Source organism: Aureibaculum luteum, assembly GCF_003449015.1.
GTDB classification, from domain to species: domain Bacteria; phylum Bacteroidota; class Bacteroidia; order Flavobacteriales; family Flavobacteriaceae; genus Aureibaculum; species Aureibaculum luteum.
Window position 1 is genome coordinate 583,629 of sequence record NZ_QRGD01000002.1, and the last position, 19,778, is coordinate 603,406.

19 protein-coding genes are annotated in these 19,778 nt (G+C 32.0%); 13 read left to right on the forward strand and 6 right to left on the reverse strand.

The annotated features are described in order from the left end of the window. Nucleotides 1–64: 64 nt before the first annotated feature. Genes D3P13_RS07765 through D3P13_RS07790 form a run of 6 tightly spaced genes read right to left on the reverse strand, consistent with a single transcriptional unit; the run spans nt 65 to nt 4,865 of the window. Entirely contained in the window at nt 65–742 is a 678-nt protein-coding gene (locus D3P13_RS07765; protein WP_117880833.1) for a type 1 glutamine amidotransferase domain-containing protein, read from the reverse strand. A gap of 31 nt (nt 743–773) precedes the next feature. Then, nucleotides 774–1,934, reverse strand: coding sequence for an iron-containing alcohol dehydrogenase (locus tag D3P13_RS07770; RefSeq protein WP_117880835.1), 1,161 nt, complete (start codon nt 1,932–1,934; stop codon nt 774–776). Nucleotides 1,935–1,946: 12 nt separating this feature from the next. Then, nucleotides 1,947–2,945 carry an NADP-dependent oxidoreductase gene (locus D3P13_RS07775; RefSeq protein WP_117880836.1) on the reverse strand — a complete coding sequence of 333 codons (999 nt, stop codon included), beginning with the start codon at nt 2,943–2,945 and terminating at the stop codon, nt 1,947–1,949. A 12-nt stretch (nt 2,946–2,957) separates the two neighbouring features. Then, entirely contained in the window at nt 2,958–3,590 is a 633-nt protein-coding gene (locus tag D3P13_RS07780; protein ID WP_117880838.1) for an NAD(P)H-dependent oxidoreductase, read from the reverse strand. 18 nt (nt 3,591–3,608) lie between these two features. Beyond that, nucleotides 3,609–4,271, reverse strand: a complete 663-nt coding sequence (locus D3P13_RS07785; RefSeq protein WP_117880839.1) for an NAD(P)H-binding protein — start codon at nt 4,269–4,271, stop codon at nt 3,609–3,611. Between the two features lie 12 nt (nt 4,272–4,283). After that, a complete protein-coding gene (locus tag D3P13_RS07790) occupies nt 4,284–4,865 on the reverse strand; it encodes a TetR/AcrR family transcriptional regulator (RefSeq protein WP_117880841.1) in 582 nt (193 codons plus the stop codon). A 192-nt stretch (nt 4,866–5,057) separates the two neighbouring features. Between D3P13_RS07790 and D3P13_RS07795 the strand changes: the two genes are divergently transcribed. From D3P13_RS07795 to D3P13_RS07855, 13 genes are all read left to right on the forward strand, one after another. Then, entirely contained in the window at nt 5,058–6,107 is a 1,050-nt protein-coding gene (locus D3P13_RS07795; RefSeq protein ID WP_117880843.1) for an AraC family transcriptional regulator, read from the forward strand. Between the two features lie 100 nt (nt 6,108–6,207). Then, nucleotides 6,208–7,134 carry a nuclear transport factor 2 family protein gene (locus D3P13_RS07800; protein ID WP_117880845.1) on the forward strand — a complete coding sequence of 309 codons (927 nt, stop codon included), beginning with the start codon at nt 6,208–6,210 and terminating at the stop codon, nt 7,132–7,134. A gap of 1 nt (nt 7,135) precedes the next feature. After that, nucleotides 7,136–9,295 carry a DUF5916 domain-containing protein gene (locus D3P13_RS07805; protein WP_117880847.1) on the forward strand — a complete coding sequence of 720 codons (2,160 nt, stop codon included), beginning with the start codon at nt 7,136–7,138 and terminating at the stop codon, nt 9,293–9,295. Nucleotides 9,296–9,650: 355 nt separating this feature from the next. After that, on the forward strand, nt 9,651–10,913 hold the full coding sequence (locus tag D3P13_RS07810) for a DUF2130 domain-containing protein (RefSeq protein ID WP_117880849.1): 1,263 nt from the start codon (nt 9,651–9,653) through the stop codon (nt 10,911–10,913). A gap of 256 nt (nt 10,914–11,169) precedes the next feature. After that, a complete protein-coding gene (locus tag D3P13_RS07815) occupies nt 11,170–12,498 on the forward strand; it encodes a TolC family protein (protein WP_117880851.1) in 1,329 nt (442 codons plus the stop codon). Nucleotides 12,499–12,571: 73 nt separating this feature from the next. Then, nucleotides 12,572–13,768, forward strand: a complete 1,197-nt coding sequence (locus D3P13_RS07820) for an efflux RND transporter periplasmic adaptor subunit (protein WP_117880853.1) — start codon at nt 12,572–12,574, stop codon at nt 13,766–13,768. 6 nt (nt 13,769–13,774) lie between these two features. Beyond that, nucleotides 13,775–14,518: an ABC transporter ATP-binding protein gene (locus D3P13_RS07825; RefSeq protein WP_117880855.1), complete on the forward strand. Its 744-nt coding sequence runs from the start codon at nt 13,775–13,777 to the stop codon at nt 14,516–14,518. Between the two features lie 2 nt (nt 14,519–14,520). Next, nucleotides 14,521–15,741 (forward strand): ABC transporter permease, encoded by a 1,221-nt coding sequence (locus D3P13_RS07830; RefSeq protein WP_117880857.1) that lies wholly within the window; start codon nt 14,521–14,523, stop codon nt 15,739–15,741. Nucleotides 15,742–15,759: 18 nt separating this feature from the next. After that, the gene (locus D3P13_RS07835) at nt 15,760–17,064 is read left to right on the forward strand and encodes an Lcl C-terminal domain-containing protein (RefSeq protein ID WP_117880859.1); all 1,305 of its coding nucleotides are present in this window, start codon (nt 15,760–15,762) and stop codon (nt 17,062–17,064) included. Nucleotides 17,065–17,080: 16 nt separating this feature from the next. Continuing rightward, nucleotides 17,081–17,479: a DoxX family protein gene (locus tag D3P13_RS07840; protein WP_117880861.1), complete on the forward strand. Its 399-nt coding sequence runs from the start codon at nt 17,081–17,083 to the stop codon at nt 17,477–17,479. 16 nt (nt 17,480–17,495) lie between these two features. After that, nucleotides 17,496–18,530, forward strand: coding sequence for a sensor histidine kinase (locus tag D3P13_RS07845; RefSeq protein WP_117880863.1), 1,035 nt, complete (start codon nt 17,496–17,498; stop codon nt 18,528–18,530). A 3-nt stretch (nt 18,531–18,533) separates the two neighbouring features. Further along, nucleotides 18,534–19,268 (forward strand): LytR/AlgR family response regulator transcription factor, encoded by a 735-nt coding sequence (locus D3P13_RS07850; protein WP_117880865.1) that lies wholly within the window; start codon nt 18,534–18,536, stop codon nt 19,266–19,268. Between the two features lie 106 nt (nt 19,269–19,374). Continuing rightward, entirely contained in the window at nt 19,375–19,674 is a 300-nt protein-coding gene (locus D3P13_RS07855) for a hypothetical protein (protein WP_117880867.1), read from the forward strand. Nucleotides 19,675–19,778 lie beyond the last annotated feature (104 nt).

Genomic DNA, 19,778 nt, shown 5'->3' on the forward strand with positions numbered 1-19,778 from the left:
CAGCTCATAAAAAAAAGGCTGCCTAAATTGAGACAACCTTTTTAATAGTATGAAATGATTCTATTTATTTCAAGCTTGCTAATAACTTTTCAGCCACTAACTCAGATGAAGCAGGGTTTTGACCTGTAATTAAATTCCCATCTTGTATTGCATAAGGAGCCCAATCTTCTACGTTTGAATAAAACGCACCATTTTCGATAAGCATATCTTCTACTAAAACAGGTACTACTGCTGATAAGCCAACTGCAGTTTCCTCTGAATTTGAAAATCCAGTAACCTTTTTACCTTCAACCAACGGATAACCTTCTGAATTTTTAACTTTCATTAGGGCTACGGGAGCATGACATACAAAAGCAATAGGTTTGTGTTGACTATTAAACTTTTCTATTAATGCTACTGAATTAGCGTCATTCGCTAAATCCCATAAAGGACCATGACCACCAGGATAAAATACAGCATCAAAATCATCAGCATTCATATCTGCCAATACTTTTGTATTTGCAATTTTATTTTTGGCTACATCATCATTATTAAAACGTTCTGTATCTTTTGTTGCAGCATCTGGTGAATCACTACTAGGATCTATAGGAGCGGCACCACCTTTTGGAGTAGCAATAGTAATTTTAGCTCCTTTATCTAATAATGTGTAATATGGATTTGCAAATTCTTCAACCCAAAATCCTGTTTTTTTTCCTGTGTCTCCCAATTTATCATGAGAAGTTAATACAAATAATATTTTCATTTTTTTAATTTTTTATGTGTTATACTTAAAATTAGTACGCCATTTTTACAATTTTTTCAACCTTGTCAGGTGATAACGTTTTATACTCACCTAAACCTAACCAACCACGATCTGTAAAACGTTGTGCTATTTTTTCAGCAGTACCTTCATAATCTTTAGTGTAGTCAGATAATTTCGTATCAATACCTAATTGATGAAAAAAGTCAACTGTTTTTTCAATTGCAGCATACGCTTTATCATCGATACTTCCTTCCGTTATATTCCAAACACGTTCACCATATTGTGCTAATTTTTCTTTTTTAGCCTCAAAATTATACTTGTAATGACTAGGTGCAATTACCGCCAAAGTACGTGCATGATCTATACCAAACAAAGCTGTAAGTTCGTGCCCCATAGCATGAACGGCCCAATCGCTTGGTACTCCTTGTTGTATTAATCCGTTTAAGGCCATCGTACAACTCCACATAAAATTAGAAGCGGCGTCATAGTCCGTTGGATCTTTCATTACTTTAGGTGCCACTTCTACTAATGTTTGTAAAATACTTTCAGCAAAACGATCTTGAAGTAATGCACCTACCGAATAGGTTAAGTATTGTTCTAACACATGTGTAAACGAATCTGCTAAACCATTTGCCAATTGACGTGTTGGAATTGAAGCAATAACTTGAGGGTCTAATATTGAAAATATAGGAAATAAGCCTGGACCGCCCATTGCCAATTTCTCTTTGGTTTCAGATCTCGTAATAACAGAACCAGAGTTCATTTCAGAACCTGTTGCAGGTAATGTTAACACTGTACCAAAAGGCATTCCTTTTTCTGTTCTGATACTTTTAGATAAAATATCCCAAGGGGTATCACCTTCATATAAAGCAGCCGCAGATAAAAATTTGGTACCATCAATAACAGAACCACCACCAACGGCTAATAAATAAGTGATTTTCTCCTCTTTTATTACTTTCAATGCCTTCAATAATACAGCATATTCTGGATTGGCAGGTATACCACCAAACTCAATCATATCTACATCTGCTAATGCCGATGTTACTTGTTCGTAAATACCATTTTTCTTTATACTTCCTCCACCATAGAGTAATAATACTTTGGCATCTTGAGGAATTTCATTTTTTAGTTTTTCTATTGAACCTTTCCCAAAAATAATTTTGGTAGGATTTCTAAATTCAAAATTGTTCATCTTCTTATTTTTTTAAATTTTTACAATCATTTTTCCTTTGTTTTTACCTTCAAATAAATCGATAAAAGCTTGGGGTATATTATCAAAACCATCTACAATAGTTTCTGTATATGTCAACTTACCATCAGCTAACCATGTTGACAATTGTTTCATGGCTTCTGGAAATTTATCCGCATAGTTAGAAACAATAAAGCCTTGCATTAACGCACTGTTTTTCACTAAGAAAGGTTGTACACTAATACTTTTAGGCAATTCTTTGTTATTATAAACAGAAATCGCTCCACAAATAATCATTCGTGCAAAGCGGTTAATGTTGAAAAGAACGGCATCTGAAATAGGACCGCCAACATTATCGAAATAGATATCTACACCGTTTGGTGCTGCTTTTGCAATGTCTGCTTTCATATCTTTACTGGTGTTGTAATTGATACCCGCATCAAAACCAAATTTGTTTTTCAGCATTTCTATTTTTTCATCTGTACCTGCAATACCGATTACCGTTAGACCTAGAATTTTTCCTATTTGTCCTACCACACTACCTACAGCACCAGCAGCACCTGAAACGACTAATGTTTCTCCTGCTTTAGGTTTACCAATTTGTTCTAAACCTAAATAGGCAGTTAAACCGGTCATTCCTAAAACACCTAGATACGTACTTAAAGGAGCTTTTGAACCATCAACTTTTAATAAGCCATCACCATTAGAAACTTGTTTGGTTTTCCATGCTAACATTCCTGAAACAAAATCACCTACTGCAAAATTTTTATTCTTAGATGCAATTACTTTAGCAATAACACCTGATTGTATGGGTTTGTTTAATTCAAAAGATGGAACGTATGATTTAGCAGCACTCATTCTTCCTCGTAAATAAGGATCTACAGAAACGTATGTTGTTTCTAAAAGTAGTTCGCCTTCTTTTATATTTAAATCAGATTCCTCTGTAATAAATTCAAAATCTGACATTGAAGGTGTTCCTTCTGGTCTGTTTTTTAATAAAATTGTTTTTATCATGATCGTTTTTTTTTATTCTATTACAGTCACTAAATCTCCCATAGGTTTTCTAACCTTTTCAAGATTTACCAACCAATCTTCATCTTGTTTTCTGTACCCTAATGGTAACATTACAGCACTACGTAATCCTTTTTCTCTTAAGCCTAAAATCTCATCTACAGCAGCAGGATCAAAACCTTCTAATGGTGTCGCATCAACACCTTCAAATGCCGCAGCAATAATAGCTTGTGAAAATGCGATATATGCTTGTTTGGCAGCGTGGTTAAAGTTTTCTTCCGCATCTTTTTGTGGATAGGTACTTAGTAGCATTTTACGATAATTTTCCCATCCTTCATTTTTAAATCCACGAATATCATTTGTAAGATCGAACATATAGTTGATTCTACCTTCTGTATAAGTATCCCAAGCAGCAAAAATAAGTAGGTGAGAGCAGTCTGTTATCACAGATTGATTCCATGCTACAGGTCTTATTTTTTCTTTAAGAGCCTGATTTTTAATAACAATTATTTCGAAAGGTTGTAAACCACTAGAGGTCGGTGCTAAACGAGCTGCTTCTAATATTCGTTCTATTTTGTCTTCTGCTACTTTCTCACCATTCATTGCTTTTGCAGCATATCTCCAATTTAATTTGTCTAATAATTCCATTTAATTAATTTTTATTTACTATTTTTTTGCTAATTTTTTAATATCGTCTGAAGTAATTATTACTTCTGCATTACTTGTTCTATTTGCTAAATTCAACATTGCCTGTGCAATGCTTTCTGGATTTATAATTTTATATTGTTTAAATTTCCCAATAAATAAAGGTTGTATAATTTTAAAAACAACCAAACTCACTTTTTCTAATATTCTTCTTTCTTTTCGTTCTCCACCAATTAAGGAAGGGCGTAAAATATAGGTATGTATTATATTTTGCTCTAACACATCATGTTCCATTTCGCCTTTTGTTCTATTATAAAACACACTACTTTCTTTATTTGCTCCCATAGCTGATATCACTAAAAAAGTAGTAATATTATTCTCTTTTGAAAGCTTTGCCGCTGCCACCGGAATTCCATAATCTATTTGTTTATATAATTCTTTGTCAGGTGTTTTTTTAGCCGTTGTACCAATACAACAATACACTTCATCTCCTTTAAAGTCTTCTTTAAACTGTTCTAAGTTTAAAAGGTCTCCTACAAATTGGGTTACTTTATTAGGTAAACCTTCGATCTTAGTACGAGAAAACAATTTGATAGTATTATACCTAGTATCCTCCATTAATTTATGAAGTAAAATGTTACCAGTTAAACCGGTAGCTCCTATTAGTATCGCTGTTTTTTTCATTTGATCATTTTATTAACACTCTTTTATGCTACTCCACGCTGATTGATAGGCTTCTTCAATATGTGTTTTATCCAATTGAAATGCTCCTCGCTTTTGAATCATCATTAAAAAGGATAATGGATTTATCGAATAGGCATATAAAAGGTAATCAGAAATGTTTTTAATAATTCCTTCTTTTTTTCCTTTCTCCCATAGGTCGAGTAGGGGTTGCAAATGTTTAATTCCTTCTTGTCTACTCGGTTCATCAATCATTGGAGTATTATCACACTGTGCTAAAAACATGGCGTTTTCACATTCTTTAAGCTTGAAATCTGCAATCCGCTTCCAGATCAATTCAAAACCTTCTTCCACAGACATATCTTCTTTGTAAGTTGCAAATGCATAATCCGTGTATTCAGATTTTACTTTTAAATAGGTTTGATTTACAAGATCTTGCTTGTTTTCAAAATAAATATAAATGGTAGCCGGTGATACATTTGCCATTTTAGCAATTTTACTCATAGGTGTTGCGTGAAAACCATTATTATTCACCAACTCAATAGTTGCCTTAATGAGAGCATTTTGCTTATCTATACTTTTCTGAAGTTTAGCCATGATATATTTAATTATGGGACAAAGCTATGAAAAAAGAATGAACATTCATTTTTATTAATAAATATTTAACATTATAGAACATTATTGCGTCATCATACAAATAGGCTATTGTCTATATCTCATAATTTAACAGTAAAACTTCAATTCAAACTTATTTTAATATTCCTATATTTGGTTTTTTAATTATTTACGATGGCTTTTGACAACCCAATACTGTTTTTTATCTGTTCTATTGGGGTCTTTAATGGATTTTTAGCCAGTTTCTATTTCCTTTTCTTTAGTAATCAGAAACGTGTACAGAATTTCTTTTTTGGACTCTTGCTTTCAATGCTTAGTCTTAGAATAGGAAAGTCTGTTTATATTCTTTTTACAGAACGCATTGAGCGTGATTTACTAATTTCTCAAATTGGTTTATCCGCATGTTTTTTAATTGGAATATCTTTGTTTTACTATTTAAAGTCGTCCGTAGAAAACAGAAAAACCATACCACAAACTTGGAAAATACACTATTTAATTCTTGCCATTGTTGTTATTTTAATAGGTATAATATTGCCTTATAGAACCAATGTAGATTTTTGGCATCAGTATTTTATTCATTTTATTTATGGGGTTTGGGGTATTTATATCTTATTATCTGCTTTTATTTTAAGAGACATCTTTCAAAAGCTATTACAAAAGAATGAAAAATGTACTACTTCAGAATTGTGGTTAGTAGCTGTTTTTATTGGAAATGTATTGATCTTTTCAGCCTATATTATAGGTTATTTCTATCTCTATTTAATAGGAACCATTACCTTCTCTGTAGTCTTTTATGGATTACTCATCTTTTTATTATTTAAAAACAATCGTGAAAATGTATTTCAAGATATTCCAGAAAAATATGCTGCTAAAAAAATAGAAGATGATAAAGCCAAATCTTTAACAGTTGCTTTGCATCAGATTATGCTAAAAGAACAATTTCATAAAAATACCAATGTAAAATTAAAAGACATTGCTGACGCATTAGACATTTCTTCACATAAATTATCGCAATTATTAAATGATAATTTAGGTAAAAGCTTCGCTTTATTTATAAATGAATATAGAATCGAAGAAGCCAAACAACTACTCCTAGAAAACAAACAATACACGTTAGAAGCCATTGGTTTTGAGGCGGGTTTCTCGTCGAAATCCACATTTTACGCCACCTTTAAGAAGATTAATGGTCAAACACCTTCCGAATTTAAAAAGCAATTTTCTTAGTTTTTTATCCGAATTTATAATTCTGGACACCTCATTTATAATCCCTCACTACTTTTTTCTACTGATTATAGAGATTTGACAAAATCTTCAAAAATCTATTATGAAAATTAACATTTTACTATTTACCGTCTTCATTACATTTCAATTTGCCCCTGCACAATCAGAATTAGCCGCTGTTGAAAAACCACTTCAAAATTATATGGAAGGTAGTTCCTATAATAAACCAGAATTATTAGAAAGTGCATTTACAGAAAATGCCACCTTGTATTTAACAGGTAGAGATGGTGAATTTAAATTGTATAGCCCTAAAGAATATGTAAGTTTTTTTAAGAATGCAGCAAAAGGAACATTTAATGGTCGTTATGCTAAAGTTTTGGGAATAGAAGTTTCAAAGGATATTGCAACCGCTAAAGTTGAAATATCCTTTCCTGAAAAAAACATGCTTTATATCGACTTGTTCTTACTAAAGAAATTTGATGCCGGTTGGAAAATAATTAGTAAAACGGCTACAAGAACAGATGATAACGATCAGAAAGAAGAAAAAACAGAAATTAATAGTCCTGTTATAAGATTAACAATTTTAAATGATAAAAATGAAATTTTAATTAGAAAAACCAAGTATGGATGGATGACACCAGCACACCGTTTTTACAGTAAACAGAATATTAATCGAGTTTTAGACAGTATGGCTACTAATTATGGTGTCACTATCAAGGATATAGAGCTTGCAGGCATGTTTACCTATAAATACACATTTAAAGATAAGGCGGACACACGTCAATTTTATGTTGCTAAATACAAATCTGGCACCATTAAATCTATAAAAGATGAAGATCTCTTCTGGTTACCAAAAGATGAAGCTATAAAAAAACTTGATTCTACAGTTTCTTCATTGGGATTAATGACAAATCAAATTTTAGAATACCCAAATACACTTTGGGGTGGTTCATTTATTCTAGATAAGGTAGATGGAAAACTTCAATCAAAGGTTGAGGAAAAGTTTTATCCATTAAGAAAGGAGTTATAGGATGAAGTATTTTTTAACAGCTTTTGTTTCGTTATTATGTTTTAGTGCATTTGCACAAATATCAACCATTAAATTTATAGATACTATTATTAAAGTTGACGGACAGTTTAACGAAGGTGTTTGGCAACAATTACCAGAACATACGGGATTTTATAATTATTTACCTACAGATGTTGGTTTGGCAAAAAATCAAACAGTGGTAAAGCTATTTCATAATGGTGAGTTTTTATATGTGAGTGCTATTTATAAAGATTCAACAGAAGTAACACAAGTTAGCACATTAAAAAGAGATGTATCTATTTTTAATAGTGATTCCTTTATCATGATATTAGATACACAAAATCAAGAACAAAACGGATATTTCTTTGCGGTCAATTCGCTAGGTAATCAAACAGACGGTTTGGTAGGGCGTGTAAATGGTGGTTATGATCTAAGCTTTAGTTGGAATGCCATTTGGCAGTCGAAAGCTCTTTTAAATGGAAAGCATAAGCAATATGAAATCGCCATTCCTTTAAAATCTTTAAATTTTAATAGTGACAATTCAACTTTTGGGATTCAATTTTATGTTAGAGATGTTAAAAATAATTCTTGGACCATTCTAAAAAATGTAAAAAGGAATTATGCCAATTTTGACTTGCGTTTTACGGAAAAATTCCGAGTAGATAATCTTCCTAAAAAATCGGCTTCACGTTTTGCCGTAACACCTTCAATAACGGTAAATTATCAAAATAAAGTTACTGACAATACAGAAGAAACCAATTTTAAACCCAGTTTAGACGTACAATACAATCTCACTTCATCATTAAAGTTAGATGCTACTGTAAATCCTGATTTTTCACAGATTGATGTAGATCAACAAGTGACCAACCTAACCAGATTTGAAGTCAACTTTCCAGAACAACGTAACTTTTTTCTAGAAAACTCTGATTTATTTTCAAATTTAGGGGTTGATGGCGTAAATCCGTTTTATTCCAGAAGGGTAGGAGCTAATAATCCCATTCAGTTCGGATTAAAACTATCAGGAAACATATCTCCAAAAACCAGAATTGGGGTATTAGATGTGCAAACAGATTCAGAAAATGACAATCCCTCACAAAATTTTGGGGCATTGGTGGCAGAATATCAATTATCTAGAAATTTCACAACTACGGGCTTTCTCATTAACCGACAAGAAACGGATGGTTTTGAATTTATAAATGATTATAACCGTGTTACGGGGCTCAATCTAAACTACAAATCAGACAATAATAAATGGTTGGGTTTGGCCAATGTGGGTAAAAGTTTTAATGATGATTTTGCTAATGATAATAGTTTCTACAACGCCGGAATCTGGTTTAATAAACGAGGTTTAAGTGCCAATGCCAGCATAAAAAATGTAGGTAAAAACTATATTACAGATATTGGTTTTACGCCTAGATTGTATCATTATGATGCTATCAATGACTTAATAATCAGAACAGGCTATACTGAAGCAAGCACAGGCATAGAATATGAAAAGTTTTATAAAAGTTCTAGCAAGATAAATTCTATACGTGTCGTTAACTTTAGCAACAATACCTATTTTGATGAAAATGGCAATTTAGATCAATCTTCATTTTTTTTAAACTCTGCGGTATTTTTTAAAAACCTTTCTGCCATTTACTATGTGTTTAATTACGATTATATCGATTTAAATTATGGTTTTGACCCTTTAGGAAATGGAAATTCCTTAACTCCGGGTGAATACCGTTTCGGAATATTAAAAATAGGTTACAACTCCGCTAACAACCAAAAATTAAGATATCGCATTAATATACAACGAGGAACTTATTATAGCGGAAAAAGAACCGTTGCAGGGGCGTATTTAAACTACCAGTTATTGCCATTTGCCAATTTAGAATTTTCTTATGATATTAACAACATAGATTTGAATGACTTAGGCAAAGAAACGTTTCATTTAACCCGTTTTACAGGAGAAGTATTTTTTAACAACAGACTCAATTGGACTACCTATTTACAATACAATACCCAACGCGATAATTTTAATATTAACAGCCGTTTACAATGGGAATACAAACCTCTTTCTTATATTTATTTGGTAGTTTCTGATAATTATAACCAAGACATTACCCGTAAAAATTTGGGCATTGCCTTTAAAATGAACTATCGATTTGATTTTTAGATTCTCCGGAACCTTAGACTTCGAATATAAAAAACAGTATAAAAACCAACAGGGTTTTCCTACTATAATTTAGTTTTTTTTCTTTTTTAAATTTCTTTTGAAATACTTATTTAGTAACTTCATGAAACAGGTAAAGCATTTATAAAAAAAACATTCAAAGGAGAATAGTGATATGAGTTTTTAATAAAAAAAAATTAAATTTACAACGATTAATAGATTAACTATTTTTATTGAGTCTATTCAAATTAGACTATAAATTACCAATTGAACAGAGGCAATAGAAAATGGTTTACATGTTATTATAAGTTTTATAAACAGTAACTTTGAACGTCAGATAAAACAAACTAAAGTTTAAATGAAAAACGAAACTCAAATAAAATGCCCTAATTGTGGCACCACAATAGATGTTCAAGATATTCTTTCACATCAATTAGAAGAAGAAATAAAACAAAAATACCAGTCGCAAATTGCGGAAGAAAAGAAGAAGTATGAGCGTGAACAAGATAAATTAAAACAAGAAAAGCTAGACTTTGAACAAAAGAAAAAGAAAGAAAATCAACTATTTCAAGAACGCTTAGAAAATCAACTTAAGGCAGATAAGAAAGAAATAGAAGCGAAATTAAAACTAAAATTAAAAGAGGAACAATCCGAACAATTTGATGCTTTGCAAAAAGAATTAAATGAGAAGTCTGAGCAGGTAAAAGAACTAAATCGGTCTAAAGCTGAGATTGAAAAACTAAAGCGTGAAAAAGGAGAATTAAAAGAGGCTGTTGAAGCTGAAGCTCAAAAAAAACTTAATGAAATTCTTATAAGTGAAAAGGAGAAAATTAAGAAACTTGAAGAGGACAAAAATGAATTGCGTTTTAAAGAAATGCAAAAGCAATTAGAAGACCAGAAAAAGCTTACTGAAGAAATGAAACGGAAGCAGGAGCAAGGTTCCATGCAATTACAAGGAGAAGTTCAAGAATTAGCAATAGAGGAGTGGCTGGAATCAAAATTTCCTTTAGACACCATTGAAGAAATAAAAAAAGGAGCAAGAGGAGGAGATTGTATTCAAATTGTTCACTCTAGAACTGAACAAAACTGTGGTACCATTTATTACGAAAGTAAAAGAACTAAAGATTTTCAACCTAGTTGGATTGAAAAGTTTAAAGCAGATATACGAGACCGTGGTGCAAACATAGGTGTTCTTGTAACTGAAGTTATGCCCTCTGATATGGATAGAATGGGCTTAAAAGATGGTATTTGGATCTGTAATTATGATGAGTTTAAAGGTCTTTGTACCGTTTTAAGAGAAGGTATTTTACAAGTAAATAATGCCATTATTTCGCAAGAAAATAAAGGTGATAAAATGGATTTACTTTATGATTATCTTACCAGTAGTACCTTTAGAATGCAGATAGAAGCTATTGTAGAAGGCTTTACTCAAATGAAATCTGATTTAGATAGTGAAAAGCGTTCCATGCAAAGAATTTGGAAGCAAAGAGAAAAACAAATTGAAAAAGTAGTTACCAATACCATAGATATGTATGGTTCTATTAAAGGTATTGCGGGTAATGCCATACAATCTGTAAAAGCTTTAGAATTACCAGATGGTGACGAAGAATTGGACTTATAATCTAATTAAAAATTGAATTTCATTATTTTAAAATTGTGCTAAAAAAACAAAGCCAAAAAGAACTAGAATATTAGAGTAAGTCCATTAATATCTTGTTGTAAATCCACTCTTTTTTCTAACAAATTACCACCTACCAAAAAATCCCATCGATAAAAACAAGCCTTTTGTATAGACAATAAGGTTAAACTTCTATTACCTTTTTATTAAAATAGATATAGTATCACATTTGTAGTGTTAAATAAAAATACACACAAAAATGAAATACTATTTTATTATATCAAGCCTGCTATTTAGCCTATTTAGTTTTGGACAAGAAGCGACGAGTAATTCAACGAAAGTATGGACCTTAGATGAGTGTATAACCTATGCGTTGGAACATAATATTACTATAAAGGACGCCACCCTAAACACTTCTATTGCCAAGGTAGATTATAACAAAGCTAAATCGTCACGTCTACCTAATTTATTTGGAAGTGCTTCGCAAAACTATTCTAGTGGTACCAGCATAGACCCCATTACAAGCGATTATGTTTCTGATCAAATTAACAGCACCAATATTGGTATCAATAGCTCTATGACCTTATTTCAAGGAAATCAATTAAACAATCAGATTAAGCAAAATAAATTGTTCCTAGATCAACGGATGTATTTAGAAGAAGTTGAAAAGAACAACATTCAGTTGAATATCTTAGAAACGTATTTACAAGCTTTATTTAGTAAAGAAAGCATAACTATTGCTGAGAATAATTTAAAAGCATCAGAACAAGAGGTTATTCGTGCAAAAACACGTTTAGATGCTGGTACCATTGCCTTAAACGATTATACCGATGCTCAAAGTCAAGCCGCAACTAACAAATACAATGTTATTGCAGCAAAAAATGACTACCAACAATATATCATCGCCTTAAAACAATTACTAGAATTAACACCTTCAGATGAATTAGAAATTGAAACAATTAATGAGAATATAGAATTAGTAAATCTTGAACTTAATCAGGTTGAAATTTACAATAAGGCCTTAAAAACCTTACCAGAAATTAATGCAAGCAACTTAAATATTGCTGCTAATGAAAAAGAATTAGAAATCGCAAAAGGTGGTTTCTTACCGTCATTATACCTGTCAGGAAGTTTAGGGTCTGGCTATACAAGTATTAATGACAATACTTTTGCAGATCAATTTGATGTCAATTTTAACCAAAAACTGGGGCTCTCATTAACGATACCAATATTTAATAAAAATCAAACCAAAGCTGCGGTACAGACTGCAAAAATAAATATTGAAAAAGCTGAAATACAAAAGCAAAGTACGCAAAAGGAAGTCTATCAAAAAATAGAAACGGCGTATCAAAACACATTATCTGCCCAAGAGCAGTTAGTGGCGGCTGATGCCTCTAAAGTAGCTGCTGAACAATCATATAAACTAGCCTTAAAAAAATATGAACTAGGAGATTTAAGTACTACTGATTTGGTAATTAACCAAAATACATTCACCAATGCACAACAAAATTATTTACAAGCAAAATACTTAAACATTTTATACCATCAATTATTACAATTTTATCAAGGAAACGATATTAAACTTTAATCAACCACTAGAACGGTTAATAGCAAACAGTACCGAAGTCTCGGGATTCATTAAAAAAATTAAATATAAACACATGAAAACAAAAAGAAAATTAATTATAGCTAGCATAGCCACAGTAGTTTTAGCTATTGTAGTCTATAGTTTTATAAGTAGTGACGATGCTATCGTAATAGAAGCCAAAACGGTTGTTGCAAAAACTGCAAATGTAACAACTATGGTAACTGCTACTGGAACCATTGAGCCTATTACGCAAGTAGAAGTAGGTACACAAGTATCTGGTGTTGTAGAAAAGATATATGTAGATTATAATAGTGTGGTAAAAGAAGGGCAGTTGATTGCAGAATTAGATAAAACGAACCTACAAGCTACCTATACACAAAACAAGGCAGCGTATGATAATGCCGTTACCCAAAGAAATTACTTGCAAACCATTTACAATAGACAAAAAACCTTGTATGATAATCAAGTAATTAGTAAATCTGATTATGATGATGCCACCTATAATTTACAAACAGCAAAAGGTACTGTTACCGAACGTCTATCAGATTTACAGAAGGCACAAACCAATTTAAGCTATGCCAATATTTATTCCCCTATTGATGGAGTAGTTTTATCTAGAGCAATTGATGAAGGTCAAACAGTAGCCGCCAGTTTTAGTACACCTACCTTATTTACCATAGCACAAGATTTAAGAGAAATGCAGGTAGAAGCAGATGTAGATGAAGCAGATATAGGCGGTGTAAAGGAAGGACAACGAGTTGAATTTACGGTAGATGCTTATGTAGGTGAAACGTTTAATGGAGTTGTAACGCAAGTACGATTAGATCCAACAGTAACGTCAAACGTTGTGACATATACTGTCGTTATTAAAGCCGAAAATGAAGATTTAAAACTGAAACCAGGCTTAACAGCAACCATTTCAATTTTCACATTGGAGTTGAATGATGTATTAACTGCAGAGGCTAAAGCCATCAACTTTAAACCAGAAAGAGAGGTGTTTGCTACATATAATCAACAACATGGCTTAGAAACAAAAAATAGCGAAAGATCTAGAGAAGCAACTGCAATTTGGGTGTTAGGTACTGATGGATCAATTACACCGAAGATGGTAACACTTGGTGCTAGTGATGGTGTTAATGTGCAAATTTTAAGTGGCATTTCCGAAGATGAAAAATTAGTCTATAGTTTAAAAGGTGTTGCTAAATCTGAAGCTAGTGGTGCAAACGAAAGTCCATTTATGCCGCAGAGACCAGGAAGCAAAAAAAAGTAAGCAATCATGAGTAAAGAAATTATTAAAATAGAAGACTTAAAACGTGAATTTACCATGGGAACCGAAACGGTTCACGCGTTAAGAGGTATTTCATTTTCCATAAAAGAAGGTGAATTCGTTACCATCATGGGATCAAGTGGATCTGGAAAAAGTACCTTATTAAATATCTTAGGATGCTTAGATCAACCCACTGCAGGCATCTATGAAATTGATAATGTATGCGTAAAAGAGCTTAGCAGAAACGAATTGGCAACGATTAGAAATGAAAAAATAGGATTTATTTTTCAATCGTATAACTTATTAGCCAGAACATCTGCTTTAGAAAATGTTGAACTACCGCTATTATATAATAGTAAAGTATCAACTGGAGAACGCAGAGAAAGAGCGATTAAAGCATTAGAAATGGTTGGTTTGGGTGATCGGATGGATCATACACCATCACAACTTTCTGGTGGTCAGCAACAACGTGTAGCCATTGCCAGATCGTTGGTAAATAACCCTGTTATGATTTTGGCAGATGAGGCTACAGGAAACCTAGACACACGTACCTCTTATGAAATTATGTCTTTATTTCAAGACCTAAATAAAAAAGGAATTACAATTACTTTCGTAACCCATGAACCCGATATAGCTACATTCAGCAATAGAACCATTGTTTTAAAAGATGGAAATATAATTCAAGATTACAAAAACCATAAGGTACAATCTGCCGCAGACGAATTAGCAAAATTACCTAAAGAAGACCATTAATTATGAGACTTTTAAATTTAATAAAAATAGCTTTTAAAGCGATAGTTCTTAATAAAATGAGAACATTATTGACCATGTTAGGAATTATTATTGGTGTAGCATCAGTAATTGCAATGCTTGCTATTGGTGAAGGTTCTAAAGAAAGTATTCGAACTACGATTTCTGCTATGGGTTCTAATATGATAACCATACAACCGGGTGCAGACAATAGAGGTCCAGCAAGAGGCAGTGGTGGTGATGTGCAAACATTGACGCTTAAAAATTATGAAGCGATTAAAGAGAAAGCTACATTACTAAGTTACGTTACTCCAGTTGTAAATGGAGGTGGACAAGTAATTAATGGCTCTAATAACTGGCCAAGTACTTTGTATGGTGTTAATCCAGATTATCTTAAAATTAAAGTTGTTGATTTACAAAGTGGAAGTATGTTTACAGATGCCGAAGTGCAATCGGCTTCAAAAGTCGCTCTAATTGGTCAAACGGTTGTTGACAATATTTTTCCAGACGGTCAAGATCCTGTTGGTCAAATGATTCGTTTTAACAATATTCCGTTTAAAGTGATTGGCGTTTTAGAAGAAAAAGGAGAAAACACCTTTGGGCAAGATCAAGACGATGTGGTTATTGCACCTTATACTACAGTTCAGAAACGAATTTTAGCCATAGACTATTTAAACCAAGTTATGGCATCAGCAATTAGCGAAGACGATGCTCCTGCTGCTGTAACACAAGTTACTGAAATTTTACGTTCACAACACAAATTAACAGAATATGAAGATGATGATTTTACAGTACGTTCTATGGAAGAGTTAATTTCTACTTTTAGTTCTACCAGTGAAATGCTTACTATTCTGTTAGTTGCAGTGGCTAGTATTTCATTATTAATTGGTGGTATTGGTATTATGAATATTATGTATGTATCAGTTAAAGAACGAACAAAAGAAATTGGACTCCGTATGGCTGTTGGTGCAAAAGGAGCGGATATTTTAATGCAATTTTTAATTGAAGCCATATTAATAAGTATAACAGGTGGACTCTTAGGAGTAATGTTAGGGCTTGGAGCGACAGTATTTATTGAAAAATTCTTAAACTGGCCAACAAGTGTCGCATTGTATTCCATTGTCATTTCGTTTGCAGTATGTGCGGTTACCGGTATCTTTTTCGGGTGGTATCCTGCAAAAAAAGCAGCTGCTTTAGACCCTATTACAGCATTACGTTATGAATAATAAATTAATAATATTATAATGAAAATTTTTAAAAACAACTCTCTTTTAGCTATTATTATAAGTTTGCTTTTTGCCACAAGCCTACAATATTGCTCTGATAAGAAAAAGGAATTGAAAACGGTTAAAACTGAAGTAAACAACTATGTACAAATAGCAACTGGTCAAATTTCCTCATATGGAGAAGATGGACAAGTAATTGCAACGTTGCAACAAGGTGATTCACTTTATGGTCAAGATGCCAATTATTTAAAGGGCAAGAAGATGTCTTATCAAAAAAGTGAAGATGGTATAACAAACGATGTAAACACGGGGTTGATGTGGCAAGAAATTCCAACATCAGAAGGATTCGATTGGCAAGGTGCTAAAGATTATGCAGAAAATTTAGAATTGGGTGGTTATGATGATTGGAGACTACCAACAGCTAAAGAATTGTACTCTATTAGTAATTTCAGTGAAGGATGGCCCTATTTAGACACCACCTATTTTTCGTTAGTAAATAATGATTTTGTTGATAAAAGTGAACAATATTGGACGAGTAATAAATATGTTGGTCATACCGAAGAAGGACAGTATACTGCTGTATTTGGTGTAAATCATGCTACTGGCCATATTAAAGCGTATGCAGGAGAAGAACCAAAAGACATGAAAGATCGAAAAGGACCACCTCCAAGTGGTGAAAATCTACAAGGACAAGAAAGACTAGAAGGTAAAGATACAGAAGGTAACCGACCGCCACCGCCAGGAAATGGAGAACGTCCAACTGGAAACCCGATGTTGAAACACGTTCGAGCAGTTCGTGGTGCTGTATATGGTAGTAATGATTTTAAAGATAATGGAAATGAAACCATTACAGATAAAGCAACTGGCTTAATGTGGTCTAAAAATGATAGTGGAACAGGTTTAGATTGGAAGAATGCATTAGTTTATGCAGAAGATTCTAAATTGGCTGGGCATTCAGATTGGTGTTTGCCAAACATTAAAGAGTTACAAGGAATTGTAGATTATGATTACGCTCCAGGAGCACAAGATACTTCAAAAGAAGGTCCAGCTATAAATCCTATTTTTAATAGTTCTGAAATTACCAATGAAAACGGTGATATAGATTATCCTTACTTTTGGTCAAGTACATCTGCAAGGTTCCAAAAAGGAAAACCCTATTACTATGCTTGGTACGTCTCATTTGGAAGAGCTGTAAACAACCAAGGTTTAGATTTTCATGGTGCGGGGGCTGTACGGTTTGACACAAAACATGAAAATGGACCTGCGAGTGAAGGTGGAGAAAGATATTACAACTATATTCGATTGGTTCGAAATGTTGAGTAATTATTCAATTTAAAATATGAAAAAAGATATAGACTTTGGCTTGTTGCTATTAAGAGTAGTGATTGGAGGACTAATGCTATTTCACGGAGTGGCAAAATTGAGTAACCTCGATGGTATTAAAAATATGCTTACAGAAGCTGGTTTACCAACAATTATAGCATATGGTGTTTATATTACAGAATTAATAGCACCTGTACTTATTATTATGGGTTTTAAAACCAGATTAGCATCGTTAATATTCTTTTTTGGGATACTTGCAGCTCTAGCTTTGGCACATTCAGAACATCTTTTTGCTATTTCAAAAACGGGAGGACTTGAAATTGAATTACTTTTGTTATATGCATTTGGAGGAATGGTACTCTTTTTTACGGGTTCAGGACGATATGCAGTGACCAGTTCTAATAATTGGGATTAATAATAAATAATACAAAATGCACAAAAATAAAAAAATAAGCGTCCTTTCACATCTACTAGTTTGGCTTGTTCTATTTAGTATGCCTTATCTTTTATCTTATGGACAAGAACAAGATATTAATAGAGTTATTATTCATTTTTGGATTCCTTCCGTCTTATATGCTTTCATTTTTTATCTAAATTATTTTGTATTTATTGATAATTTTTTATTTGTAAAAAAAACGATTCAGTTCATTTTAATTAATATTATTATAATTACTTTTTTGATATTTTTCAAAGAGCAAATTGAAGTTTTATTTTTTGATGAACTTATGAAAAGGCCTAATGATAAAAATAGAGATGGTCCTCCGTTTAAAATGTTTGTTTACATTCAAATGCTCACTTATATGGCTCCTTTACTTTTTTCGATTGCTATAAAAACAACCAAAAGATGGGTGAAAACAGAAGCGGAACGTAAAGAAGCTCTTAATTTTAAGTTACAGTCTGAATTACAGCATTTACACTACCAACTACAACCTCATTTCTTTTTTAATTCATTGAATAACATTTATTCCTTGGTGGATATTTCACCAGATCAAGCTAAAAAATCGATACATAGCTTAAGTAAATTAATGCGGTATATGCTCTATGAAACGAATATGGAATTGGTGCCTCTTTCAAAAGAGATTGACTTTTTGAAAAAATATATTGATTTAATGAAGTTACGTGTGTCTGATAAAACCGTAGTTAATTATAGTTTTCCATCAGAAGAAACAGGTATTAAAGTAGCTCCATTACTATTTATTTCATTAATAGAAAACGCTTTTAAACATGGTGTGTCTGCAAGTAAAGCGAGTGAAATTGAAATAAAAATGACAAAAAAAGATAGTACCGTATTATTTACCATTGAAAACGATAATTTTCCTAAAAAGACAGACGATAAAAGTGGATCTGGCATTGGACTTCAAAATTTAGAGAAACGGTTACAATTATTGTATCCAAATAAACATAGCTTTAAATCAAGTGTCATAAACAATCGTTTTTTAGTACATTTAGAAATTGAAACCGCTTAAGTTATGAGTAACCTAAAAATCACCTGTATTATTGTAGATGATGAGCCTATGGCTTTGAACTTAGTAGAGAGTTATGTTAAAAAAACACCTTTTTTAAGCTTAAAGAAAAAGTGTAGCAGTGCTATTGAAGCTATGGAGTATATCAAATCAGATCCGGTAGATTTACTTTTTTTAGATATTCAAATGCCAGATTTAACAGGTATTGAATTTTCTAAAATGTTACCCAAAACTACACGTGTAATTTTTACAACGGCCTTTGACCAATATGCATTGGAAGGATTTAAGGTTGAAGCATTAGATTATCTCTTAAAACCCTTTGATTATGCTGAATTTTTAGCAGCAGCAAATAAAGCCAGTAATTGGTTTTCATTGATTAAAGGAAAACAACACACTGAAGTGTCTGAAGAAAAAGAATTTCTTTTCGTAAAATCAGAATACAAACAATTGCGTATAAAATTAGCAGATGTTCTTTATTTTGAAGGTTTAAAAGATTACATAAAAATATGGCTGAAAGACAATCCGAAGCCAATTTTAACATTGATGAGTTTAAAATCTTTACAGGAAGAATTACCAGAAACTCATTTTATGCGTGTACACCGTTCATTTATTGTTTCTTTAAAAAATATTGAAGTCATTGAACGTAGCCAAATTATTATAAATAAACAGAGAATAACAATTTCAGATCAATATAAAGCTAAATTTCTAGCTTTTATAAATAACAATTCACTTAATTTTTAATCTATAAATATCTCATATTAATAGATGAATTATGATATTTGGTCTATTTCACTTTTCGGTGGAAGTTCATTCTCGTAATTTCGCCGAAATTTAAAAACAATACATTATGAAGAAATTAACATTATCATTAGTAGTTCTAGTTACAATGGCAAGTTGTAATAGTCTAAAGAGTACAAATACATCGAGTATTGCTGATGCAGCAACATTGTTAGGTTCATTGAGTTCTAACTCAACTTTACAACAAATATCTAGTCTTTTCAGTTTATTAGATACTGATAAAAGTGAATCAATTAGTTCGACAGAAGCTATTGGCTCAGTTGCTGACAATTTTAACGTTTTAGATACAGATAATAATTCAAGCTTAAACCTAACTGAATTACAAGGTTTACTTGGTTTATTAAAATAATAAAGCATTTTGTAATAGAAAAGGGAAATACTTATTGGTATTTCTCTTTTTTTTTTAAATCTTTAAACTAAAAAAAACATACGAAGTATATAATATTAGCACAA